The sequence below is a fragment of the Cognaticolwellia aestuarii genome (assembly GCF_002000025.1).
Lineage (GTDB): Bacteria > Pseudomonadota > Gammaproteobacteria > Enterobacterales > Alteromonadaceae > Cognaticolwellia > Cognaticolwellia aestuarii.
Window position 1 is genome coordinate 51,767 of the sequence record NZ_MUZV01000006.1, and the last position, 24,966, is coordinate 76,732.

Sequence of the window (24,966 nt, forward strand, 5' to 3'; positions counted from 1 at the left end):
ACATCATGCTACAAAAGTGTAAGCAGATTAAAGCCAATTGAAGCCAACTAAAGGAGATTATGATGAGTTCAACATTTTATATGCCGTCTTTAAACGTTATGGGCAGTGGTAGCTTAGCCGAGGCTGTTAACTATATAAAAGCACAGGGATTTAAAAAAGGATTAATCGTTAGCGATCATATTTTGAATAAAATAGGTGTGGTTAAAGGTTTTACTGATTTATTAGACCAACAGCAAATCGCAAGTATTGTATTTGACCGAGCACAGCCGAACCCCACGGTGGGCAATGTTAATGATGGCTTAGCGGTACTTAAACAGCACAGTTGTGATTTTGTTGTTTCATTAGGTGGTGGCTCTCCGCATGATTGCGCTAAAGGCATTGCATTAGTGGCAAGTAATGGTGGCGAAATAGCGGATTATGAAGGCCTAGATCAATCTAAGAAACCACAAATGCCGTTAATTGCCATTAATACCACCGCTGGTACCGCATCAGAAATGACACGCTTTGCTATTATTACCGATGAAAAACGGCACGTAAAAATGGCCATTGTAGATAAACATACCACGCCGGTATTATCGGTTAATGATCCATCACTTATGGTTGGTATGCCTGCTGCTTTAACAGCAGCAACTGGCATGGATGCGTTAACTCATGCCGTTGAAGCTTATGTATCTACCGCAGCTACACCTATCACTGATGCGGTGGCATTAAAAGCAATTGAACTAATACAAGCTAATTTACCAACGGCGGTAGCAGATGGTGAGAATATAGTTGCCAGAGAACAAATGGCTTATGCACAATTTATGGCTGGAATGGCCTTCAACAATGCCTCGTTGGGGTATGTGCATGCTATGGCGCATCAGTTAGGTGGCTTTTACGACTTACCACACGGTGTTTGTAATGCGGTGCTATTACCTCATGTACAACGCTATAACGCACAAGTATGTCCTGAGCGTTTAAGAGATATTGCAAGTAGCATGGGGGTTAATGTAACAGCCATGACCGCAGAGCAGGGTGCAAATGCGGCTATCAGCGCAATTGAAGCATTATCAAGCCAAGTTGGGATCCCAACAGGGTTGGAGCAACTTGGTGCTAAGGCGAGCGATATCCCGTTGTTAGCAGAAAACGCCTTAAAAGATGTTTGTGGTTTAACCAACCCGAAACAAGCAAGCCATGAAGAAATTTGCCAGATTTTTCATTCGGCTATGTAACAAATGAAGCCTAGCTAAATCCTGCCAAACGATCAGTAAACGCAAGTTTGGTTATTTCAACAAGATAAAATCCAGTGTTCAACGTCGCTGGATTTTTTATTTAACCGCTTTCATTTAACACAAGGACCAGCATAAAAGCGGAAAACAAAAAGTATTCTGATAACAAAATAGATTTTTACTAACTTATTGAGCTATAAATACGCTAAAATAGTGCTAATTATTTTTGTTTTGAGCCCTTTATATTAATGACGTCTGCTATCAATACTGACACACCAACAATAACTTCCTCATCTAGCTTTGCAACATTAGGCCTTATTCCACCACTATTAACTCGCTTATCTGAATTGGAATATCAACAGCCAACGCCTATTCAAGCACAAGCCATTCCGAGTGTGTTAGCTGGGCGTGATTTGATTGCGGGAGCCAATACTGGCTCAGGTAAAACCGCAACTTTTGCTTTACCGCTATTACATCACTTGAGTGAAGCAAAAAATAAAAACAAGACAAAAGCTCCTACAGACAAAGGTAACTATGTTGCAGGTTTGATCTTAGTGCCCACACGTGAGTTAGCCAAACAAGTAGCCGATAGCATTAAATCTTATGCCGCGCATTTAAATGGTGAGATTAAAACGGTAGCTGTTTTTGGCGGCGTATCTGTAAATACTCAAATGTTGGCGCTACGTGGTGGCACTGATATTTTAGTCGCAACGCCGGGGCGATTATTGGATTTAATTTCAAGCAATGCCGTTAAGCTCGATAAAGTACAAACCTTAGTGCTTGATGAAGCCGACAGAATGCTGAGCTTAGGGTTTACAGAAGAGCTTTCGGCTTTATTGGCTTTATTACCAAAGCGTAAACAAACCTTGCTGTTTTCAGCGACCTTTCCTGAGCAAGTAACCGCTTTAACACAAGCGTTATTAAATAATCCCATTGAAATACAGTTACAAAGTAGTGAAGCTAGTACCCTAGTGCAGCGAGTTTTTACTGTCAATAAAGGCGAGAAAACCGCGGTATTAGCCCATTTGATTATTCAACACTCATGGCGACAAGCGCTGATCTTTGTTAATGCCAAAAACAGCTGTAATCATTTAGCTGAAAAGCTTGCTAAACGCGGAATAAGCGCAGAAGTATTTCATGGTGACAAAGGTCAGGGTGCCCGTAGTCGTGTGCTTGATGGCTTTAAAAATGGTGAAATTGAAGTATTAATTGCCACAGATATTGCTGCGCGTGGCCTTGATATTGAAAAGTTACCGGTGGTGATAAATTTTGATTTGCCTAGAAGCCCTGCAGATTATATGCACCGTATCGGCCGAAGTGGCCGTGCAGGAGAAGTAGGTTTAGCTATATCACTTATCGATCATGAAGATTATCACCACTTTAGCGTAATAGAAAAGAAGCATAAAATTTGGCTAGACCGTGAACAAGTAGAAGGCTTTGAAGTTGATGAAGAAGCTATCGCTGCATTATTAGCACAAGACAAGGCTTTACTTAAGCCTATGGCGGCACCTGCAGGTTCAGGCAAGAAAAAACGTAAAAAGAAGCAACCTAAAATTAATGCCGATATCTGGTTAAATAGCCCAGACGATTGATTTTATAATATAAAACATGCTTTTTTCTATTTTACGACAACATTATATAACCCGATTGACAAACCAGCAGCCGTAACGATACAAGTTACGGCTTTTATCGCTCATCGTATTCAGACCACTCAAGTAGCTTAACATTGCTTTTTTAAAGATTAATTGAAGCTAAATTTTAACATTGTGTGCAAATAACGTTCAATAAAATTGCTATCTTCTATGCTTCTAGCATATTGTAATACTGATCACCTGAATATGAATTTTGGCCATTTGCCTAAATTTTTATATCAATGCTACATTATTTAATGAGTTCGTCCTTGTCAATTTGACCGGGTTTAAGGAGTTAATAATGACAAAAACAATAACAATAACTAACCAACGTAAACAGTTAGCAATATTTACCAAGAATTCATGCTGTTATCTCATATTGTTGTTCTGGTTAACGACAACAGGTTGCTCTTCATCCGCAATGCAAGCCACTGAAGTAAATGAAAAGCCGCACAAGAATGAACAAACTGTAAAAGGTCCTTATGAAATTGCCGCAGAGCAAAATGTTCCCAGTGTGGTTAGTTACCAGGCACCCGAAGATTTTTTACGCTTTATCAATGAACCCATATTTAACTTTAATGATAGTGTTTATCGCCATGTGTTAAGTCCTTTAGCTATTGGTTATGAAAACTTAGTACCTGAGCCGGTTGATAACAGTATTGGCAATTTCTTTTATAATTTACGTGAACCACTTTATGCCGTTAATCACTTATTGCAGGGGGAAATTTCAAAGTCAGGTAAAAACTTGGTACGTGTTGTGGTCAATTCAACCATTGGCCTTTTAGGCTTATTTGATCCCGCAGATAGTTTAATGGCGCTAACCCGAGATAAAACTACTTTTGGTGATACCTTAGCCACTTATGGTGTTGGGCACGGTACTTATCTGGTTTTACCATTACTGGGTCCTTCAGACTTACGCGATACAGCATCACTTACTTTTAACTATTTTGTTCATCCACTCAATTATATTAATGACGACACCGTTGCAAGCCAGCTTTTACTGACAGATGGTGTGCAAGCTCAAATACCCATATTGGCACAATACCCACGGGTGTTATCTGATGTTGAAGACAGGTATGAGTTTGTGCGTAATTTATATCTACAAAATTTATTGCGTGATGGTCAAGCACGCAGAAATGAAGTGTTTAAAACTGAAAAGCAAAAACAATCAGCAACACCTGCAACAGTGGAGTAGTTATGTTGAAAAAGAACCTCAGCTTTTGGCCTTATTTAATCTGTGTCATTTTTATATTTCTGATCAGTACGTTAGCTTGGCAAGCCAAATATTTTGAAATAGACGCTTCAGCAGATACATTATTAGTTGATAACAATAAACATTACATTTTGAGCCAGCTTGCTGATCAACGTTATGGCTCAGAAGAGTTTATTTTAATTGCTTTTAAACCTAATAATACGGCGCTGTTTTCTGCCTCAAACCTTAATACCTTAGTTGATATTGCCGATAAAATTGAGCAATTACCGCGAGTAAAACAAGTCAATAGCATTGCCAATATGCCTATTTTTTCAGCGGCGGATAATGTTTCTGCTGATGTAGCGAATTTAACTTGGGAAAAACAAAAGTTTGATGAGCAAACGCTATCGCTGAGCTTAAAAAAACATCCACTGTATGAAGGTTTACTGATTAACCAAGCGCAAACGGCACTCTCACTGCAAGTTGTGTTTAATTCACAAGCTGATATCGAAGCGGTTAATAACGATATTATTGCCATAAAACAGCACCTATTAAACCGAGATTTGACAAAACGAGAACTCAATTCACTTGCACAGCTTAAAAAACAGCAGCAAAATCTTAATAAGCAATTAGAACAAACTCGCATTAATGAAATTGAAAAAATAAGAACAATTTTAGCTCCGTATAAAAAAGTAGGGAGCTTTTATTTAGGTGGTAATAATTTACTGTCTTATGAACTTATTCAAATAATTCAAAGTGATTTAGTGCTTTTTGGCTCGTTGATTTTTATCGTGATCATTATGTTGTTATGGTTTTTATTTCGACAACTCAGTTGGGTGCTATTACCGATCGTTTGCTGTGCAACAAGCGTTGTAATGACTGTAGGTTTGCTCGCGGCACTTAACTTCAAAGTCACGGTTATTTCTGCCAACGTATTTGCGCTACAAATTATTTTATCGCTTGCCATGATCATTCACCTGATTGTGCATTATCAAGAATTAGTCCTAAAGCATAGCGATTGGTCACATCAGCAACTGGTATTAGCAACCATTAAAGAAAAAATAAAGCCATGTTTTTATGCAGGATTAACGACTACGATTGGCTTTGGATCTTTGATATTTAGCGGTGTTCAACCCGTTATTAGCTTCGGCTGGATGATGGTTTTTGCTATGTTGGTTAGTTTTATTGTCAGTTTAGTATTTTTCCCTGCTTTGTTACTGGCAATATTTAATAAACAAGCCTTCGTTAAACAGCATAAAAAAATAGAAAACGGCATGAGCGCAACAGCAAGTTTTGTTAAAGCACGGCCTAAAAGCATTATCTTTACCTCACTGCTGTTAACCTTGGTCGGCATATTGGGCTGTTTCAATTTAAGCGCTGAAAACAGCTTTTTAAATTACTTTAGTGAATCTACTGATGTTAGAAAAGAATTAAGCTTTATTGACCAAGAATTTGGTGGCTCAACACCGTTTGATTTGTTATTGGATATTCCAGATGAGCAAATAAAATCTGGCTTAGTCATTTCAGCAAGTACTGTGCAAACAATCACGGCTATTCAAAATATGCTAGCCAAACAACAAGCCATTGGTGCTATTACCTCAATAGCAGATTTTACGAAAATTGCTCAAGTGGTAAACGCAAAGCCACTGACAGAATATGAATTAACAGCACTTTATAAAAGTTTAGATACCGAGTTACAACAAGCACTATTTGGCGCTTATTTTTCTGAGAAAAAACAACAAATACGAATTTCTATGCGAGTACAAGACAGTACTCAAGATCTCAATAGAGCCGATTTACTGGCAAAAATTCATCAAGAATTAGCAAACATTGGCATACCAAAACAGCAATACACGCTGACAGGTTTATTTATTCTATATCAAAATGTGTTATCTCGTTTGGTTGACTCTCAAGTGCTTACAATACTTATTGTTTATGCTGCTATGGCCGTCACGTTAATGATCATTTTCTCATCAATTAAAGTAGCATGGATTGCCTTAGTGCCTAATATAATCACCACATCGGTTATTATGGGAATATTAGGTATTTTTGCAATTCCGTTAGATTTAATGACCATTACTATTGCAGCTGTTGCTATGGGTATTTCGATGGATGACACCATTCACTATATTCATCGCTATTTAGCTGAGTTAAAGCGCGAGCCAAACAACGAAAAAGCTTGGGTTAAGCGTACTAATTTATCGGTAGGTTATGCATTAATATATACCACCACAGTGATCGTTATTGGCTTTGGCAGCTTAGTATTTTCTAATTTCGTACCCAGTATGTTATTTGGCTTATTAACCAGTATTGCAATGGTTGTTGCTTTATTGACGGATATTACAACATTGCCAGTTTTATTAAAAAAACACCTCACTAGCCATGATGTTAAATAACGGGTTACACGTTATGTTGCCAGCACAATAGGAAGATAAATGATAAAGTTTACGCTAGCTGCTCGTTGACCTAGCAGCATGGCTAGACCAAAGAGATAACATATAAATTAACTAATTTAACGTTAAACAAGCTCACAAATAGATTTATCTAGGTATAATCCACGCTATAAAAAGTAATGCTAAGTCATTACTTAATGCAAATCGTTACTAATTATCTGGAATATACCTATCATGCGAGTCGCCGTTGCACAATTTGCCACCTCATTAAACACACAAGAAAACTTAACAACTTGCTTAAGCATGATTGATAACGCTGCAGCTTGTGTGCCGAGTATTATTGTGCTGCCGGAGTTTTGCAATACACAGCCTTGTTACACGGGTCATGAGCAAGCCTGGCAACAAGCTTTGGCAATAGAAAGTGACTTTTTACAAAAAATTGCCCAGCAAGCTAAAAAACACGATTGTTATATTGTACTTAATGTAACATTACGTCGAGATTTAAGCCGCGATCAAGTCGAGATTTCAATAAAATCAAATATTAGTATCACCTCATGTTTATTTTCTCCTGATGGCGAACTTGTTCAACAAGTTGATAAAGAAAAATTAACAGAACAAGAAAACTATTTCTTTATCAGTACCAAGCAGGCAACCAACGTTTTTACTCATGATTTTGGAAAATTTGGACTTATGTCAGGCGCTGACAGTGATAATTTTCAGGTGCCGCGTGCATTATCACTCAATGGAGCACAACTCATATGCAACTCAGAAAATACATTTGCTTTAGACACTAGTACCTTACATGACATAACTCATGCCGTTGAAAATAATGTATTTATTGCCACCGCGAATAAAATAGGGGCATTACGACCTCAACAGACCTGTAATAAAGTAACCGAAACTACTGAACAGCTTTTGAATGTCGAAAATAGACAAGCTATTCAACAAGTTTACGGTACAGGACAAAGCCAAATTATTACGCCTGAAGGTAAAGTGTTGGCAAAAATAGAGCACAATAAAGCTGGTTATACTTTTGCTGATATTGACTTGTCACCGGCGGGACTTGCCCATAAGGTGCGCCCTGATGGTACTGAGTTTAAACAACAGCAATGTTCAGCATTCAATATAGCAACAATGACAGCCGATCAGCCAACGATAACAAACCATGAATACAGTGATAATGTACCAGAAACCATCAATGTCGCTATTTTCGCTACTTATAAATCTAACGAACAGGCCATTGAAGATGTTTGTCATTATATTGAAAACAACCTCAGTGATATTATTCAGTTACCAGAGTTATTTTTTATTGGTGATAAAACAATCACCCATGATCAGGATGAGTTGAAACGTATAGAGTATTTAAGCCATGACCTTATTCAACAAATCAGCGCTGTGCTTAGGCCTTTCCAGTACGTTTGTACCAGTCTGGTAGTTAACGGAAATCATCAGGCAGTATTAATCAACCAGCAAGGAATAATTGCGAGACAACAACAGTTGCATTTTTGTCAACGATATCAATGGACTGAGTTAACAGATACTATAAATATTATTTCACTTCCTTTAGAGCAAGGTAATATTAAGCTTGCGATGTTAACCGCTGACGATGCCAATATTGCTGACACAGTCAAAATGGCAGCTTCACATAATATACACTTATTACTCATGCCTTTTGACATACAAGACTCGTTAGAAGTTAACTACAGTTTATTGGCGCGAGCGGCTGAAAATAGAGTTTGCATAGTAGCAGCAACGAGAGAAAAGAGTTTTGCCATTCAACCATCTGTTGAACAAAACCAAGACAAGCTTAAACAAAATAATAAAAAAGTTAAGTCACAAAAATCAACGGGGCTGATTATCAATTTAAGTAATAATGCAACTTTACTAACACAATGGCAGTCTGGTCGATTTAACGGTTATATCAACAAACCTGTTGTTAAGCATCAGCATGGAAAAATCACCAAAGCGTTGATTTACCCCAATGCAAGTACTGATAAAAGCAGCATAGTATTTAATTAATATGGCTGTAAACACACAATAAAATCAATTAAACGGCAGGGCGCTCAAACATAACTATTTTGTTGAACATTTGGTATTTAACCGTTTTTTATCTGCTTTTTCTTAGCTAATTGAACGTAATAATATCTGCCAAGAATTACCATTAAAATACCACCAAGTACCAGAGCAGATGATTCAATTAAGCGCAATGTAAGCAACTCGCTAGTAAATATGACACCGCCAATAGCGGCAATGATCGGTACAAATAATTGTACTACAGCGCCTTGAGTAACTGATAAGCCACTTAACGCGATATACCAAATAAAATAGCCAATTCCTGAAGCTATTGCGCCAGATAACACCGCCAAAATAATACCTGTTGTAGTGAAATGCGCATCGCTAAATGTACACATTATTAGCACTAATACAAAAGGTGTGGTGCGTAAAAAGTTATAGCCAGTATCACTTAACGGACTTTTAGAGCCTCGACCGAGTAATGTATAAACTGCCCAAGCTACACCTGAAACACTCATCAATATAAACCCCATAAGTGAGGGGGTGGTTAAACTTGGAATAATTAAGTATACAAAGCCAGTAAAAGCCAAAGTTAAACCTAACCATTCAGATAAATGCAGTTTGTTACCTAAAATGACATTAGAGAGGATCATGGTTATTTGTACAGCACCAAATAAAATTAAAGCCCCGGTACCCGTATCTAATGAAATATAACCAAATGAAAATGCTACAGCATAAATAAATAGCATAGTAGCTGCGAGCCAACTGCCTTTTGTGGCTGTGGCAGTTTTTGCTTCGCTTTTAGAGTTAAAATGACTGGTCAAGCTCACTAATACGAATAGAATAACAATACCTGAAAGTAAGCGTAAGGCAGTAAAGCTGCTGGCATCAATGGCATTTTCACCAAGTGCCATGCGACATAAAACCGAATTTGCTGCAAAAGCAATTAAGGCAAAAATAGTGCTAGTGATAATTTTAAGCTGATGTAAATTCAAAAATATTCCTAATTTAAAGCGCATGCTGTAAACATAAGACACACATTAATAGCGTTTAAAGTTCAGTTGTCATGTTGAGTAATATAATACCAGTAACTGGCGAAACAGAGAGTAAATCAATAACACAAAAATAGGTCAGCTCGGCAGTAGTAATTGTATTAACTACATAAGCTTAGTAATTGATTGCATTTAAACATATTTTACAAGAATAGATAACAATGACTATAAGTTATCAAGATTAGATCAGCCTTAGATATTACCAAATACCATAGAGTATCCCATAAAGTTTTATTAAACATGATGATGAAATAATAAAGAAAATATATCCGGGCAGATTATGAGCTAAAGCCACATTGGCTATTTGATGATCGGGAATACCATTAAACCAATTGAAACTCGCAAGCTTCAGCGAAATCATGGAATGATTCAATCATATACTAATAATTAAAATTAATGTCGTGACGCTATGTGAAATTTACGAGGGAATATACGCAAAACTAAATTTCATGCACGTAGCGCTACGCAAAATAGGATCTAGTTGTTAACTTGCAAACGGTAAAATGTCAGTAAGCTAAAACATAAAATACTTTAACTAATTCAATAAGATGATTTACCATTGAAGACTGGTTCCGATCTAGTTCTTAATTTGGATTAATACATAATGTTAATCCAAGTTAAGAAGTAGATCTTGTGCTATTTAATTTCAAGAACTTACGAGGATTTTGCAAAGATCTTTTTCTACTATTTCCAAGCTAACAGATAGATCTTCATAGCGTTTGCAAGTTAACGACTAGATCTTCAATATCAGACTCTGAAACCCAAGCATAGCAAGGGCTGCGAGAAATATCAGGTATATAAATACAATATATACAAATGCTAATAATGTCTACTCTAAAATAAGCTATAACTTAATGCTTCCTCACGGCTAGCAACAGCCATTATTTTATACATCTCTTTTGCGAAGTCAGGATTTTTCATATTGTTATTTATTTGCTCTATATATGAATTTAATAATACCGTTTGTTCATCCCAACTTTTGCTTTTCAAACATTCATAATCTGGCTTAGGGCTGTTATATGTTTCGTTAGGTTTATGGTTCATTAAAGCCTTAGCTGTATTTAAGTGTCTGCATAGCTCATAAAATTCACCAAACCATGGTTTGGAATAACTTGTATAGTTAATATTTTCATAATCAAAGTCTAAATCTAACAAGTTTTCGTCCAAATGTTGTGTATGCCTAGAGGTAATTTTTTTAAACTCGTGGCTAAAATAAAACTTGTGAGATTCCATTGGCCAGTCAGTAGTAGAACCAATATTAACCTCTTTACCTGTTGGATATATTCGATCATTTATTGGGTAGTGCGTATGAGCAGAAATGTAAGTCCATTTATTATTTGAGGTTACTGATGATTCAAACAACTCTATTAGCTTCGTTCGCTGGTATCTAATTCGTCTAATGTTCCATGACCCGCAAAAATAAAGTCTTTACCACTAAATTCGGAGTTTTGAATAATTGCTTTAATATCATTTAATTGATCGTCACCAATGCAAGCATGGGTTCCTGCATTTTCGGAGTAAAAATATTTTCCTGCTCTTGCGTTTACACATACTGATAAGTCAAGCAGAACTGTAATGGTATTATTGTCTAATGAATAAGCTTGTACTAAATAAGAACCATAAGGTTTTAATAAGAAGCTTTCAGAAGGAAGCCTTACTTTTCCATCTTCTTTTATAAATGTTGGCTCAAACCATTTCCCAATTAATATAAATGGACGTTCTGCAATTGTGGAGTTTGGCCTACTCTTTATAATATATTCATTAAATTTACTATCTTTTGATAGTAGTTCGCTATCGATAGCTACATTATAATTATTTAAATGGCCAATATACTTAGCCATCCATCTAATTTTATTCATAGGAGTACTACTAGAGCCTTGCAAGCACGCATCTCGCCAATTCATTTTGCCGGTTGGCTTTTCCGATAAATTCCACCAACTTGTATCTGAAGGCAATCCATTGGAGATTACTTTTGGAGGCCAAACACTATTAGGTAAAGTACTAGCGGCTTTATCGTGAAGTGTATAACCATTAGTTGTCCCCATTAAGTAACTATCATGATTGCCATGTGCCTTTAGCCAAACAGTATTAGGTGTAGCCTTTGTGATTGTTTTGTAGAAAGTTTCATACTCACCACTACAACCAATATTGGTAGCATCTCCAAGTACAAGAGTTACATTAGCTTCATTTCCGACTTTTAAGCTATTCTCTATAAGTCTTTGAAATGAATATCTGGCTAATATATTTAATTCTGGAGGGCGAACTGCTACTTTTGAAGCTATATCGGATACACCAAACATTTGTTTCAAGCTGCTACCGTAGATGTTATGAATCTGAGGATCTGCAACAACTACAAAGCTAGTTAACTTTTCATCTGCTTCATTATTTTCATTAAGACGAGTTATATTTGTAGCTTCTTCCTTCACTGTTGCACAAGAACATAAAATTATAGTTAATATCGGAAGATATAAATTTTTCATTATTAAATCCTTTTTAATCTAGCTACGTTTATTAAGTGAATTCATTTATCAATTTCATTCTATAAGAATTAAAACTAGTCTAATTAACGAACTCTCTATTAATTTATGAAAACAGGTATATCGTTTAAACATCGAGGATTTAAATGCCTAACTTTTTAACATTAAGAACCTAGCCGCGTTGTCATACATCATTGCTTTATATTGAGTTTTGTTAATGATTCCTTCAGCTACTGCACGTCTAAAGTTACTAACGGAATTACAAAGGTATGCATTTGCCCCTTTATCCTTGGATATCATGTACCAATCAGAACCATAAGTGATTTTATCAAATAGCTCTTGTCCGTAACGTTTAAACACTTCTAGATCAGACTTTAACGTTTGATAATTTGCATATTCGTGATATCCAAAATCTGCATATACATTTTCATACTTGAGCATTAAGTCTAAAAATCCTTCCCGCCAATGAGAGCCAATTTTTCCGCCTGTGTCACCCATATGTCCAAAATTAATCCGCATACCTTTGCGTTGCATTAAAATTTTTGCCCAATGTTTAGAGGAAGCCAATTTCTCAGAGCCTGGCTGTCCGCCTTTCGAGTGGGTAGTATGTGATGTAACATAGCCTTTATAATGTTCGACGATATCGAATATTTTATTTATTCCTGTAGAAATAATCTTTTCAGTTACGCCCTTACCACCACATTGATAGTTTTTGACACCACTCCTAAAGTCTCCCGTTACTGAATATCCGATAGATGGATAAAGCTTCACGCCTCTGTATATACCTCTGCATAGCGCAGCTTCAATGAGTGCACAATAACCATCATCATGTGCGGCTTTCCAAGGATTTACACCAAGTACTGGAATGGCATATCCGTTGGTATGCTCGTGCAACTTTTCGTTAACCTTAATTTGGTCCGCAATAGATGAGCTTGGCGTTTTGCAATTTGTACCTAAGAAAAAATCAAAATCGCAACCTACATTCATTACATGCCTAAAGCCTGCACCTTCGTACAATGGCTTTTTCGTATATCTATCATAATATGCTTGGATATTGGTGCTTCGGCGAACTAATACACGACCGACAAAGCCAAAAATCCTAGAAAAAAAGCCAGGGTCACTAGGGCAAGTAGCAAAGGTACGAAATCCTTTAGTTATTCCTGTTTTTTGCTCATATACACTATTTGAATTTACTGCGTTTAATACAGTATTTGCATTGAATTCAATTCTAGCGTTAGATTTATATTTTTGCTTCTCATGTGGTTGAAAACCACCAGATAATTCATTTGCTGAAGCATTAAGAAGGTCTACAAAACTCATTGAGGGTTGAGTTTTATTAAATGAAAGCGATTTATTACGATTTTCTTGTTGCACCACATCAAAAAATTCAGCTGAAACTTCACGATATTCAATATCAGGTGCACAAGCATTATTAGAAGACAGCCATTTCAACTCAGCACCGGCATTAATAAATTTTCGTTTACTTTCTAGCACACCAAAAATACCGTTTGCGACACGTGTTAATAATACTCTCGTAAATTTAAATTTACTTCCTAAAAAGTCATTAAGAACAGGGCCCATAATATACTCAACAGCAAGGAGATCTGTTGCATTAAAAAAATGAGCGTGCATATCAATAACAGGCGTTAGTTTTAAAATATCTTGATCGGGTTTACTCAAATGATCAAACTTATAGTTTTCACAATGTGAGTCTCTGCCAGTAAAAATAGAGCATGAGGGTAATAAAGATGAGCATAGTACTAAAGTTAGAGCCTTAAGCATCCTACGGCGATTAAAATCATCCATGATGTCGACCAATTTTATTGAATTATAATTGTATAGAAATTAACCATAATTCATATTTGGTCGTTGTCAATTTAAACTAGATATTTTAATTAATAGTGAGGGCGATTAAATTACCAAGTTCGGCTAATAAAACATATAACATCTGACAATATCAGTACTGTATCTAAAGGCATAAATTTTGCCATGCAGGTTTATCCACTACGTAAGAATATACTTACGAAACCTTTGAGTGGACTAAAAGAAGACCATCAGAAAACGAACCCGCTTGTTCAAAACGATTAATATGATTTAAACTTCTGGTATTTATAAATCAAAATGACGAGTAAGATGATTTATAAAATGTGGGCTCTTAAATCAGAATACGCTATAAAGTGATTTATAACGAGTAAGGATTTAAATCATATGTATCACTGGCAACATACAAACTGGCCTCAATTTGATTATGATGCGGCACGCTTTGAGTCGAGTATCAGCGAGTATTCGAAAAAGGCTTACAGCATTGAAGGGGCATTATCGCAAATTCCCACAAATGACCATAACGATGCCTTTGTACATTTACTGGTAGAAGAAGCATTAAGCACTAGCGCTATTGAAGGTGAGAAACTTAATCGTGAGGAAGTGCGCTCATCAGTTGCACGTTTTCTTGGATTAAAAGAACCTGAGCGTGGTGGTTACTTTCCTAAAGAAAAAGGCATTGCTGCCATGTTGGTTGATGTGCGTAAGAGTATTAAAAGCGCCATGTCTAAAACCTTACTGTGTCATTGGCACACGCTGCTTTTACACGGTAGTGAAGATTACTATGTAAACCCTATTACTAAAGGCGATTATCGTGACTCACCCATAGATGTCATAAGAGAAGATTTATACGGTGACAGTGAAATCATATACAAAGCACCAGGTAATAATCGCATTGAGGTTGAACGGGAAATGGGTGCGTTTATACAATGGTATAACAGCGCCAATTGTTCAGGACCGATAAAAGCTGCAATTGCTCATTTATGGTTTGTTGCTATTCACCCGTTTCAAGACGGTAATGGTCGTGTTGGCAGAGCGATTGCTGAGCATGCCTTATTTCAAGATTTTTCGAAACCGCCGCTTTTTAGTATGTCGAGCATGATAAATGCTCATCGTATGGAGTATTACCAGCAACTTAGAAGCACCAATTCCAGCTTGCAAATTAATGAGTGGATAGCCTGTTTTGTTGAGCTAGTGAAAACTTCGCAAGATAAGTCACTTGAGTCTGTGGAATTTGTATTGCAAAAATCAAAATTTTGGGCGGAATATGGTGAGATCAAGCTCAACCAACGCCAAGACAAAGTGATGAAAAAAATCTTCACAGTAGGTGCTGATGGCTTTGTGCGTGATGGCTTAACCAATGAGAAATATCGAGCGATTACTGGTGCGCCACCAGCAACCGCTACAAGGGATTTAAAATCATTGGTTGATAATGGCTTACTTTACCCATCAGGTGAAGGTAAGCGTGGCTTACGTTACTTTGTTAGCTTCCCACAAGATAACAACCTGTTTGTAGGTAAAGAAAACGCTCCATTGTTGGATGATGTTGGCTTAAGCAAAATCTTAAAGAAAATAGAGCGCAACCTTGAGTATTTTCGTGGTGAGAAAAACCCAGGGTTAACAAAACTGATTGACGAATATAAAGCATTGTCATTAGATGATGAGGCATCGAAGAAAAAGCTTGAAAACCTCTTAAAGAAAAACAGCTAAAAGCAGTTTCAATATTTGAGAAAATATGTACAAGTGTTTTATGCTGTTTTCTCACCTAAAGCCTCGCTTAATCGTCTGCAATCTAAGCATACAATTTCTATGACTTCGTTAGTACATTGAGTTAGTAGTATTAATGCTAAATATATTAATCACTACCACTATAAAAAACAGTAAACGGTATAAAATCACAGTCAACAATGTTTAACTTTTGGCCACCTAACGTTTGATGAGATGCATAATAACACCTCTAAGTTGGTGGCCAAATTAACTATGACACTTCATTAAAACTTATGGAATTAGAGTATTAGAGTTTTGATAACTTTCGTATCTTTTGTTCACTAAGTCTTTGTACTCACTGTATCGTGAAAATTCTTTTACGATAACTTCAGGTGGAACATCTGCTTTGAACAGTTCTATTTGGATATAAGAAAAGATATTTATAAACTCGATAGAAAATAGAGAGAAATCCATTTCTTTGGGATCATATGATTGTTCAAATATTAGAAAGTATCTTTTGACGTGTTCAATTGAAAGCCGGCCTCCATCAAACCACCTAGATATTTGTTTTTTAATTGCTGATGTTTCAGGGTCGAGTAACCTTGTATCATCTTCGCTTAAAGCCTCAGGATTTAGATACGGATCTAGAAGTTGAGCTCTAGCTATATCGCGATAAAAATCAGTCCATTTATACTTTTTTTTAGATGTAAACTGCTCTGATCGTTTATCTTTAATTCGTGTTATGAATTGCTCTGTCGTTAAATAAAATAGTGGTGTTGTACCTTTGATGCATATTTTAGGAAGCGATTTTATTAGGATTGAATTATATCCTTCCTCTGCTTCACAATATTCTATTTCCAACAGTTTCTCGAATAAGGCGGCCCAATGCATAACAAGACAAATCATATACTTTGCCCGTGTTTCTAACTTTGGTTCATTTGACTCAAAAGGAGTACAATTCAGCCAATTTGTTAGAAATGCATTTGTTTTATCGAAATCATTTTTTCCTTTATTGGATTTAATAAAATTGTATTCAAGTAAACAAAAGTCTTCTAGGAACGTTAGGTAGTTTGATATCTCAATATCTTCCGGATTTAAGCTTAACTTAAAGCCTCTAATTTGGCTCAATAAGATGAACCAAGCTCCAAGGTTCTTTAAATCAAAATCGTTGTCTTTTAAGAAATTGAATCGCTCTACAAAGTCAGGGTTATCAGGTGAGAAGTAGGTTGCTAGCTCCTCTGGAGAAAGCTCTTTTTTTGCCGCTTTTCTGAATATCTGATGGTCTCTTGTAATATTTTCATCTTTTTTGATCTTGCGGCTCATCTTAACCAATAGATCAGTATCTGAGGAAAACAAATTAGTAGCAAAAAACACTATTTCTGGTAGGTGATTAAACAATAAACCTACTTGGAAGCCTTTATGACGCATATTTCAACCAAATGTCCCTTTTTTAAAGCTTAATCCATGCAATTATCAGTGCTGATATTAACTCATAACCAAGGAGAAACAAATGAGTAGAACAAGCAATGATGATAGAAGTGACAGTTTAAATCCAAATAATGACTCTTATTGGGATAGCTTAGACAATCACGCTAATCAATTAAACCCAAATAATGATGAATATCAAGGTGATAAAGAAGAGTAGTTAGTAGGAGCTACTCATTAATTTGGGTAGCTCTTTTCATAAAAATTAAGGAATTAATATGAAAAGTGAAACATGTTTTAGTAAGAAAAATGGTGAGCCCTTGTCTCAATACTATACACAACTTGATGCTGAAGAAGCTGCAACCTTTATCAAGGAAAACTACCAAAGTTCTCTTATAGCTTATGAATGTAATAAATGTGAATATTGGCACTTAACACCTAAAAGTAGGCATACTCCATCTATTGAATGTCACTCTTGCTTTGATGGAAGTGGGCATCGAAAACAAGCTTATTTAACTGAGAAAGGTGCTTTACAAAGAGCACAGATTCTTAACTTACAATCTAGCTTACACTTACGAGTTTATGAATGTATGTTTGGAAACGGTTGGCACCTTACTAAAACCTAAGTATTTAAAGGGTTTCCAGTCATTAAATCTTTATCAAAAGTAAATCTATGCTCTTTTGGATTGTTTAAGCACTTACCTATGATACGCCGGTTAAATAACGACTGGCTTTCTAGTTGAACAGAGTCCTTAAGATTGTATTTGTGGAAACAAATAGGGCAAGTGGCATCAACAACAACTGATAAAATCTCTCGTTCAATATCTAAAAAACTATCTGAGTCTTTTACGTTTTTTACCTTAGAAATACATACAGCACCAACAGGTTGAAAAATATGTTCTATTAAGGCAATTTTTTGTGTTGCTAACTTAATGATATTCCATGCAGGGTAAAATAATACAAAGTAGCTCAGCACGAGAAGAGTCCAGTAAGTTAATGGGAGCATTTGTATTAAAAAGCCAAGCGCAACTGGTGCCACAATAAAAAATATTAACACGAAGAATAAGAAAAACTGTCTATGCTTTGTTCTTGCAAATAGCTTGGCTGTCAGCTTTAAATACCATGGTGTGCGTTTTAGTGTCTTCGTTCTGTAGATTATATCGTGACTGATGGTTTCAGTTTTTTGGAGCCCAGCATTTTGATTAAATGAAGGAGGTGTTTCCCAGTCCTCAAAGTCGATGTAGTAATAAGTGGGATTACCAGAGCCACCACCAACATGCGTTTTAATAATGGGTCTTTTAGCCAAAGTTAATTCAGCATTTCTACTTTGTATTTCTTCTTGAAATTTTTCGAGCAGATGAATTAATTTATCCATGTAATTTCCGTAAGTCTTTTCTGACTTCTCTTTACCTGAATAAAAGTTTCTTAACTGAGGCTTTTCTAGTCGTTCATTCTTACTTAATTGCGTGATACAGGCACGGTAAAACGCTTCAACATCCTGGTTATTTATCTCGTCCTCTAAAAACTCTACAGCATTACTTAAATAAGAAATCTTTTTGTTTTCCATAACTTACTAGTTCCATTTTCCGGTATTTCTGGAATTTCACGATTAATTTGTTGTTCTGGTTGATTATCCACTTCGAGCGGAGTAACCGCCACTATTATTTTAATTATTGGAGATAAACTAATGAGCAATCAACCTGTTGAATTACAAAATGTAGAACTACTATTTGGTTTAAAAGACAAGAAAATCGTATCAGTTAATGATGTTGAACAAGGGCTCGATTGTGGCTGTTTTTGCCCACACTGTAATTCACGCCTAGTCGCTAAAAAAGGAAGTATTCGCCAACATCATTTCGCACATTATGAAAGTGATGATTGTCAGCATGGTCCAGAAACAGCATTACACCTACTCGCCAAGCAAGTTATAAAAGAGCATGAGAAGGTATTAATGCCATCGCACTATGACAACTATGAACTAGAAGACTCACTAGGAATTAATCACCAAAACTCTTCTTATTTAAAACAAAGTATCACCCATTTAAGCCAGGTTGAAATTGAGAAACCACTTGAAGGCTACCAACCTGATGTTTCCGCAATTACAGAAAATGGGGAGCCTTTGGATATTGAAATACTTGTAACTCACGCTGTAGATGAAGAGAAATCAGAATTACAGGCACAATCACACCGCAAGATGATAGAAATTGATTTATCAATGTTACCTCGCACAAGCAGTTACTATGAGATTGCCATAGCAACCTTATACGAAGCGCCGCGAAAATTTATTAGTAGCGATGAAAAGCATTTAGAAACTGAGATAACTAATAAGGTGGATATCATCAACCAAAGTCACTTAAGTCATGCAAAAATTAAGGCAATGCAATCACCGACTGAAGGAAAAGTGATTTTAATGGGGTATAAATTTGGAGAAGGATACTCACCGAGGTATAAATCTCAATTTTCGCTTGGCCATCTTTTCTTTATAAAACCAGTTCAAAGCACAAGTACTAAGAATTTCACTCTCAAAGCGAGCGATGGTAATGAATTGGCTACACGAGATGTTCATGAAAATGTATTAGAACAACTAGAAGGTCTAGAGCTACCAGCGTTAGTCTCTTTAACCTTTGAAGCGAAACATTCAATTGGTCACAACACCAAGTTTATTGTTACGGGCATAAAGTCAGAGGATTTGTAAGTTTTATATAGTTTAGTAAATTGGTAGTTGAAGAGATTAGTAACATTACAACACGGTAACTGTATATATTTACAGTTACTGTGATTTTACCTATGTTTAAGTACCATTAAAAGAAGGCAGGGTAGTTATAACCTGATATTAATCAAACAAGTGCGCTTAATTATTAGTAAAATAATTAATATTGACATTTTATCTATTGAGGTGTGATTTATTATGAGACATACTGCTTTGAGTATTTGAATAATAAAAAGAAATTTCTCTTTTCTTTCATAAGATATGGACAATCAATTGAAAAAGTTAAGCTACGCTCAGCAACAGCGTCTCGCCTATATTGACTTTAAGTTGTTTTTTACCGGCAGCGTTACACGCTCCGAAATTGTTCAGCACTTCAAATTAGGTGTTTCCGCCGCGGCTCGCGATATAAACCTCTATAAAGAACATGCGCCGAAAAATATGGCGTATGACAATACTCAAAAGAAATACTTTCTAACCAACAGCTTTAAACCACTTTTTACACATGATGCTAAGCGCACGCTGGTTAAGCTTGCCCATCAAATATCTGATGGCTTTGATGCCATTGGTGATGTGGAATTCCCCGTAGAGCAACCAAGCCAGCTAAATGTGCCTGATATCAATGTTATCGCCAAACTTACGCAAGCAATGATTAACGGCAAAGCGGTAAGTGTTATTTATACCTCACTTTCAAGTGGCTCTGGTGCTCGTGAATTAGTGCCGCACACCATTGTTGATAATGGCCTTCGTTGGCATGTACGAGCTTATGACAGAAAGAGTAATGCGTTCAGAGACTTTGTATTAACACGCCTTGCCAAAGTAACGGTTATCAATAACGAGCCTGAAGTAAACGAAATCAAGGTTCAAGATGAGCAGTGGAATACGATAATGCCACTTGAAATCATTCCACACCCTAAAAACGTTGAATTCCCAACCGCCATCAAAATGGATTATGGAATGGAGAATGGGGTACTCAAATTAGACGTTAGAGCGGCAATGGCCGGTTATTTACTAAGACGTTGGAATGTGGATTGTTCTGAAAGTGCTTCACTTTCAGGCCCAGAATATCAATTGTATTTGCAGAATAATCAAACCTTACACATTAAAGACAACTCTCATAATCAGGGAGCAGAAAATCTCGCAATTGCACCGGGTTATCAGCAAAATTAAAAACGAATTTAAAGCTAAATATATTAATTTTGATAACTTTTCACAAGTGGACTTGTTTATTCCTCCTTTAGAAGAACAAAAAGCAATAGCTAAGTACATTAAAGAGTTTATGATTTCATCAGACAGTGGAATGGAGCTACTTCAACAGCAGATTGAAAAGCTCAAAGAATACAAAACCACACTAATCAACAGTGCGGTAACAGGTAAAATTAAAGTACCAGAAGTGGCTTAGAAGGGGGGAAGATGCAAAAGGATTTAGTAACCAAGTCAATGGATATTACCGTTATCAGTGTAACGGCTGCTCAGCTATTCTCTGGAGATGTAATAGGTTCTGATAACGAACAGTTGAATGACTTAAAGATGCGGTTAAATCTTCCTGAATACCAGCGCCCATACAAATGGTCTCCTAGCGATGTAGAAGCCTTGCTAGAAGACTTAAAAATTTATTTTACTTCGAGTATCAACAACGATTCGGAAAGTAAGCCTATCAAACCCTTACTCTATTTAGGTAGTGTAGTTTTACATCAGGTTGCTAATGGCTCTGAAACTATTTTAAATATTATAGATGGTCAACAGCGCATTACTACCTTACAGTTAATTTGTATGGCAATAGCAACTAAAAGTGGTAACAGTTACTCTCTGCCAAATATGAAATATGGTTCGCCAAGTAGCCATGAGCGCATAGCCAAAAACTATCAATGGCTAATAGCACAACCTCTCCCAGAGTCTTTGTTATCACTCGATTTAAGCCGAATTAATTTTACGGTTGTGATTACACAATCTGAAGATGAAGCCTATCGTTTTTTTGAAACACAAAATACGGGGGGCGTAAGACTATCTGGCTCACAAGTCATTAAAGCTCACCATTTACGTGCGATACCCAGTGAAATACAAAACAACTATGCGCGTAAGTGGGAGTCGTTTAACTATTTAGATGGTGTGGTTAACAGGCTGCTTAAAGCAAGACGCTGGCAGACATTTGGTTTTAAACATGTGCCTTCTCATCGTGCACCTGAAGGTGTTAAAAAAGCCATTGTAAAAGAGTTTTCCGAGAATACTGGCAGCAGAAATGAAGATTTAGCTTTTAGCCGTGGCGCTCAAATAAAAAGCTTGTCAGGAGCGATATCACAGCAGCTTGTTGATGGTTATTTAGCTAAGCAGCCACTTAATGCAGGTATAAATACGGTTAATTACTTGGCCTATTTTAATGAGCTATATCACACCTTGATGGCTGAGCAGTCTCAACCTTATCTTGAGCCATTCTATTCGTTTTACAACGAAGTGGTGTTAAAGGCGAACAATAGTGGCTTTTTAACTGAGCTATTTGATATTGCTATTTTGTTGTACGTCAGTGAATTTGGTACTGAGCACCTTAATGAAGCAAGCTTTTGGTTAGCTCGATGTGTTTTTTCTATTAGACTTTACAATGAGAAAACAGTGAGGGAAGACTCTATTTCGTCATTTGTCAACAAATATCCATTACTTGATTGGATAACTACGGCTTATGATCACAAACAACTCCTTGCAATGTTACAAAGTTTTGAGCGAGACATAATGCCAGATAACATTGGTATATCAGACAGAGACGGAAAGACTGCCAATGGCGTAAAGCAAAAGTTCTTAAAAGGTTATGCCAAGTTTTTTAACATTCTCATAGCCGAACGCACAGGCAAGCAACTGGCTCAGTCTTTTGATGCTGAGTTGAAACAAGGCATTAATAACAAATTAGTTGAGCTTAAAGAGCATAATATTCAAGCATTACAGGAGTGTGTTGCATGAGTTTAGCAATATCAAACAATGCTCAGAGAAGTGCTAATCAGGTCGAAACCAAAGTTCAAACGCCGCAAGATTTATTAATAAATAAAATCGCGTTTGAAATCCCATCGTATCAGCGGCCTTATGTGTGGGGTGGCGAAGGCGTTTTAAAGCTGTTACAGGACATAGAGCAATCATTTATCGAAAAAGAGCATCAATACTATATTGGCACTGTGCTTTCTTCAAAGTTGTCGAAAAAAGCGAATAAAGATGCTTCAGTGAGCTTTGAATTGATTGATGGGCAACAGCGTATGACGACCTTAATGCTGATTGCCATTGCATTTAAAAAAGCCAATGTTATTTGTGACCTTTCAGATGTGGCGACATTAGCGCATTTGCCTCGCGTTACGTTTTCAATTAGAGAAATGGTACAAGGTTTATTGTGCTCATGGACTGATTTGGAATTTACACATAAGCCCTCTGACGAAGATGTTCATAAAAGTGAATACACCAAACATTTAGCCGAAGCGTTAAATACAGCGACGAGTTTTATTAAAGAGGTACGTAAAGACAGCAAAAAAGGCGAAGCGCATTTAGTTAATTTTGCTAAGTACTTTTATAAGCAAGTACGTTGGGTTAACAACATTATTCCTGCTAGAACTGATTTAAATAAACTGTTCGCAACTATGAACACTAGTGGTGTGCAGCTAGAGCAATCGGATATTTTAAAATCGAAACTTTTAGGTAAGTTGAGCAAAAACCGTCATGAGTATGATGGCTTGTGGCAAGTGTGTGAAAACCTAAATAACTACTTTGAGCGCAATGTGAGGCGGGTGTTTACAGCTTCTAACTGGAAAGAGATCAAGGATGTAGAGCTGGCTAGTTTTGATAAGGCAAAATTTAAGCTTGTTGAAACCAACATGCCTCTGGATGGCTCCGATAAAGGCTCTGAGTACATTCGAGGGTTAACGCTTGATGAAATCATCAGTGATGAGTCTCTATTAGAAAAGCCAGAATCCAAGAGTGTTATTGGCGGTAGCTATGACGCCGATGAAGTCTTCTGCCGTTCTATAATTAATTTCCCTCTGTTTTTAATTCACGCATTTAGAATTTATAACGCTCAATTTGGTAATGAAGACATTGAGAGCCGAGTTAATGGTGAACGACTTAATCAAGCATTTGAAAAGTTTGTAATAGATGCTTCTGAGTCTGAGGTAATTAAGTTTTTAGATTGCTTATGGCAAGTGAGATACCAGTTTGATAAATGGGTTGTGAAATGGGTAGAAAAGGCCGAGGAATCCACACCTGTTTTACGCAGGTGCAGAGTAAATTTATCTGATGGTCGGCTAAACAGGGTACCTCAAACGATCACTGCGTTGAGCCAACTTCAAAGTGTTCGCTACTTCACTGGTGAACGAAGCGCACAGTATTGGCTTACTCCATTTTTAGGTTGGTTACTGAATAATAAAAAGGCCAAAAAAGACTCTGTACTTAAAGCGTTAGAAGATATTGATAACAAACTGTCGTTAGCTTTGTTCCATGCAGAGCTAAGCCAAAAGCAGGCAAGTTTTTACTATCTCAAAAAGCCAGAGGTTAGTTTTGGCAATTCCACTGAAATGAGTGAGTATCTAGAACAAATAAATGGTACTGGTTTCGAACATTATTGGTTTCAGAAGCTGGAATATGTGCTTTGGAAAAATAAGCAAAATAGAAAAGATGACAAATTTAGAAAATACCGCATTAGTTCAAAGAACTCTGTTGAGCATGTTCACCCACAACATGAAGAATACAATAAGCTGTTAGAAGATAGCTATTTGAATGCTTTTGGCAATCTTGTGTTACTGAGTCCGGGTGAAAACTCGTCCTACAGTAACCAAACCGTTGGTAAAAAGCAGGAAGACTTCAAAGCTAAACCAGTATATGACTCACTCAAGTTAAAACAAGTTTTTGAGTTGAAGCAAAACGATGAGTGGGACGAAGGCAAGATTAAGCAGCATCAAAAAGAGATGATTGATTTATTGATTAGTCACTACGCAAGTATTGATAATGGAGTATTAAATGGTTAGTCAAACAAACGAGCAAGCATTAGAAGCCGCGATTGAGAAACATTTAACAGGCACTTGCTTAGAAGATTTAAAATCAAGAGTGCAGGAAACTGCACCTGCCTATAACAATGCTCTGTATAAGCTTGGCTATCCTGCCGATTTTGATATGCATTATGCCATAGATACTAAGTTGTTCTGGCAGTTTTTACAAAATACCCAAAAGCAAGAGTTAGAAAAGCTTAAGAAAAACAGCGCAAATGATTGGGAGCGAAAAGTACTTGAGCGTTTTGATAGACTTATTAAAAAATACGGTATTCTGCATTTGCTTAAGAAAGGTTTAAGTGTTGAAGATGCTCATTAAAGCTTAACT

At 36.6% G+C, this 24,966-nt stretch carries 20 protein-coding genes; 14 read left to right on the plus strand and 6 right to left on the minus strand.

Translation table 11 applies throughout. The annotated features are described in order from the left end of the window. The first annotated feature begins 62 nt into the window (after window positions 1-62). The 5 genes from yiaY to B0169_RS10450 all read left to right on the plus strand — a co-directional run bounded on the left by yiaY (window position 63) and on the right by B0169_RS10450 (window position 8,443). Window positions 63-1,211, plus strand: coding sequence for an L-threonine dehydrogenase (gene yiaY / locus B0169_RS10430; protein ID WP_077285920.1), 1,149 nt, complete (start codon window positions 63-65; stop codon window positions 1,209-1,211). 245 nt (window positions 1,212-1,456) lie between these two features. Further along, complete coding sequence (locus tag B0169_RS10435) at window positions 1,457-2,800, plus strand: DEAD/DEAH box helicase (protein WP_077285921.1); 1,344 nt, start codon at window positions 1,457-1,459, stop codon at window positions 2,798-2,800. A 340-nt stretch (window positions 2,801-3,140) separates the two neighbouring features. Next, on the plus strand, window positions 3,141-4,034 hold the full coding sequence (locus B0169_RS10440) for an MlaA family lipoprotein (protein WP_077285922.1): 894 nt from the start codon (window positions 3,141-3,143) through the stop codon (window positions 4,032-4,034). Window positions 4,035-4,036: 2 nt separating this feature from the next. After that, window positions 4,037-6,427 carry an efflux RND transporter permease subunit gene (locus tag B0169_RS10445; protein WP_077285923.1) on the plus strand — a complete coding sequence of 797 codons (2,391 nt, stop codon included), beginning with the start codon at window positions 4,037-4,039 and terminating at the stop codon, window positions 6,425-6,427. Between the two features lie 231 nt (window positions 6,428-6,658). Continuing rightward, window positions 6,659-8,443, plus strand: a complete 1,785-nt coding sequence (locus B0169_RS10450) for a nitrilase-related carbon-nitrogen hydrolase (RefSeq protein WP_077285924.1) — start codon at window positions 6,659-6,661, stop codon at window positions 8,441-8,443. Window positions 8,444-8,520: 77 nt separating this feature from the next. Here B0169_RS10450 and B0169_RS10455 read toward each other — a convergent pair whose 3' ends face one another. The 4 genes from B0169_RS10455 to B0169_RS10470 form a co-directional block, all read right to left on the minus strand. Then, a complete protein-coding gene (locus B0169_RS10455; RefSeq protein WP_235838541.1) occupies window positions 8,521-9,432 on the minus strand; it encodes a DMT family transporter in 912 nt (303 codons plus the stop codon). A gap of 891 nt (window positions 9,433-10,323) precedes the next feature. Beyond that, entirely contained in the window at window positions 10,324-10,851 is a 528-nt protein-coding gene (locus B0169_RS10460; RefSeq protein WP_077285926.1) for a hypothetical protein, read from the minus strand. A 5-nt stretch (window positions 10,852-10,856) separates the two neighbouring features. Beyond that, window positions 10,857-11,969, minus strand: a complete 1,113-nt coding sequence (locus B0169_RS10465) for a hypothetical protein (protein WP_077285927.1) — start codon at window positions 11,967-11,969, stop codon at window positions 10,857-10,859. A 147-nt stretch (window positions 11,970-12,116) separates the two neighbouring features. Continuing rightward, window positions 12,117-13,772 (minus strand): amidohydrolase family protein, encoded by a 1,656-nt coding sequence (locus tag B0169_RS10470; RefSeq protein ID WP_077285928.1) that lies wholly within the window; start codon window positions 13,770-13,772, stop codon window positions 12,117-12,119. A gap of 402 nt (window positions 13,773-14,174) precedes the next feature. On the opposite strand from B0169_RS10470, the gene B0169_RS10475 reads away from it, so the two are divergent. After that, window positions 14,175-15,497 (plus strand): Fic family protein, encoded by a 1,323-nt coding sequence (locus tag B0169_RS10475; RefSeq protein ID WP_077285929.1) that lies wholly within the window; start codon window positions 14,175-14,177, stop codon window positions 15,495-15,497. 288 nt (window positions 15,498-15,785) lie between these two features. On the opposite strand, the gene B0169_RS10480 is transcribed toward B0169_RS10475, so the two are convergent. After that, complete coding sequence (locus B0169_RS10480; RefSeq protein WP_077285930.1) at window positions 15,786-16,922, minus strand: hypothetical protein; 1,137 nt, start codon at window positions 16,920-16,922, stop codon at window positions 15,786-15,788. Window positions 16,923-17,004: 82 nt separating this feature from the next. Between B0169_RS10480 and B0169_RS19630 the strand changes: the two genes are divergently transcribed. Continuing rightward, a complete protein-coding gene (locus B0169_RS19630) occupies window positions 17,005-17,139 on the plus strand; it encodes a hypothetical protein (RefSeq protein WP_268875717.1) in 135 nt (44 codons plus the stop codon). 58 nt (window positions 17,140-17,197) lie between these two features. Next, entirely contained in the window at window positions 17,198-17,545 is a 348-nt protein-coding gene (locus B0169_RS10485) for a hypothetical protein (protein WP_077285931.1), read from the plus strand. Here B0169_RS10485 and B0169_RS10490 read toward each other — a convergent pair. After that, window positions 17,542-18,486 (minus strand): hypothetical protein, encoded by a 945-nt coding sequence (locus B0169_RS10490; RefSeq protein WP_077285932.1) that lies wholly within the window; start codon window positions 18,484-18,486, stop codon window positions 17,542-17,544. The genes B0169_RS10485 and B0169_RS10490 overlap by 4 nt on opposite strands. 120 nt (window positions 18,487-18,606) lie before the next feature. On the opposite strand from B0169_RS10490, the gene B0169_RS10495 reads away from it, so the two are divergent. The 6 genes from B0169_RS10495 to B0169_RS10520 all read left to right on the plus strand — a co-directional run bounded on the left by B0169_RS10495 (window position 18,607) and on the right by B0169_RS10520 (window position 24,957). Further along, window positions 18,607-19,614, plus strand: coding sequence for a competence protein CoiA family protein (locus B0169_RS10495; protein WP_077285933.1), 1,008 nt, complete (start codon window positions 18,607-18,609; stop codon window positions 19,612-19,614). 276 nt (window positions 19,615-19,890) lie between these two features. After that, a complete protein-coding gene (locus B0169_RS10500) occupies window positions 19,891-20,796 on the plus strand; it encodes a WYL domain-containing protein (protein WP_077285934.1) in 906 nt (301 codons plus the stop codon). Window positions 20,797-20,842: 46 nt separating this feature from the next. Then, complete coding sequence (locus tag B0169_RS19440; RefSeq protein ID WP_235838542.1) at window positions 20,843-21,028, plus strand: restriction endonuclease subunit S domain-containing protein; 186 nt, start codon at window positions 20,843-20,845, stop codon at window positions 21,026-21,028. 11 nt (window positions 21,029-21,039) lie between these two features. Beyond that, window positions 21,040-22,575: a DUF262 domain-containing protein gene (locus tag B0169_RS10510; RefSeq protein ID WP_077285936.1), complete on the plus strand. Its 1,536-nt coding sequence runs from the start codon at window positions 21,040-21,042 to the stop codon at window positions 22,573-22,575. Continuing rightward, window positions 22,572-24,617 carry a DUF262 domain-containing protein gene (locus tag B0169_RS10515; RefSeq protein ID WP_077285937.1) on the plus strand — a complete coding sequence of 682 codons (2,046 nt, stop codon included), beginning with the start codon at window positions 22,572-22,574 and terminating at the stop codon, window positions 24,615-24,617. Before B0169_RS10510 ends, B0169_RS10515 begins: the two co-directional genes overlap by 4 nt. After that, the gene (locus tag B0169_RS10520; RefSeq protein ID WP_328589019.1) at window positions 24,610-24,957 is read left to right on the plus strand and encodes a hypothetical protein; all 348 of its coding nucleotides are present in this window, start codon (window positions 24,610-24,612) and stop codon (window positions 24,955-24,957) included. The genes B0169_RS10515 and B0169_RS10520 overlap by 8 nt, the downstream gene beginning before the upstream one ends. Window positions 24,958-24,966 lie beyond the last annotated feature (9 nt).

Coding starts and splice junctions, on each gene's coding strand:
- yiaY (WP_077285920.1), top strand. CDS start 63: ATGAGTTCAACATTTTATATGCCGTCTTTAAACGTTATGGGCAGTGGT.
- B0169_RS10435 (WP_077285921.1), top strand. CDS start 1,457: ATGACGTCTGCTATCAATACTGACACACCAACAATAACTTCCTCATCT.
- B0169_RS10440 (WP_077285922.1), top strand. CDS start 3,141: ATGACAAAAACAATAACAATAACTAACCAACGTAAACAGTTAGCAATA.
- B0169_RS10445 (WP_077285923.1), top strand. CDS start 4,037: ATGTTGAAAAAGAACCTCAGCTTTTGGCCTTATTTAATCTGTGTCATT.
- B0169_RS10450 (WP_077285924.1), top strand. CDS start 6,659: ATGCGAGTCGCCGTTGCACAATTTGCCACCTCATTAAACACACAAGAA.
- B0169_RS10465 (WP_077285927.1), bottom strand. CDS start 11,969: ATGAAAAATTTATATCTTCCGATATTAACTATAATTTTATGTTCTTGT.
- B0169_RS10470 (WP_077285928.1), bottom strand. CDS start 13,772: ATGGATGATTTTAATCGCCGTAGGATGCTTAAGGCTCTAACTTTAGTA.
- B0169_RS10475 (WP_077285929.1), top strand. CDS start 14,175: ATGTATCACTGGCAACATACAAACTGGCCTCAATTTGATTATGATGCG.
- B0169_RS10480 (WP_077285930.1), bottom strand. CDS start 16,922: ATGCGTCATAAAGGCTTCCAAGTAGGTTTATTGTTTAATCACCTACCA.
- B0169_RS19630 (WP_268875717.1), top strand. CDS start 17,005: ATGAGTAGAACAAGCAATGATGATAGAAGTGACAGTTTAAATCCAAAT.
- B0169_RS10485 (WP_077285931.1), top strand. CDS start 17,198: ATGAAAAGTGAAACATGTTTTAGTAAGAAAAATGGTGAGCCCTTGTCT.
- B0169_RS10490 (WP_077285932.1), bottom strand. CDS start 18,486: ATGGAAAACAAAAAGATTTCTTATTTAAGTAATGCTGTAGAGTTTTTA.
- B0169_RS10495 (WP_077285933.1), top strand. CDS start 18,607: ATGAGCAATCAACCTGTTGAATTACAAAATGTAGAACTACTATTTGGT.
- B0169_RS10500 (WP_077285934.1), top strand. CDS start 19,891: ATGGACAATCAATTGAAAAAGTTAAGCTACGCTCAGCAACAGCGTCTC.
- B0169_RS10510 (WP_077285936.1), top strand. CDS start 21,040: ATGCAAAAGGATTTAGTAACCAAGTCAATGGATATTACCGTTATCAGT.
- B0169_RS10515 (WP_077285937.1), top strand. CDS start 22,572: ATGAGTTTAGCAATATCAAACAATGCTCAGAGAAGTGCTAATCAGGTC.
- B0169_RS10520 (WP_328589019.1), top strand. CDS start 24,610: ATGGTTAGTCAAACAAACGAGCAAGCATTAGAAGCCGCGATTGAGAAA.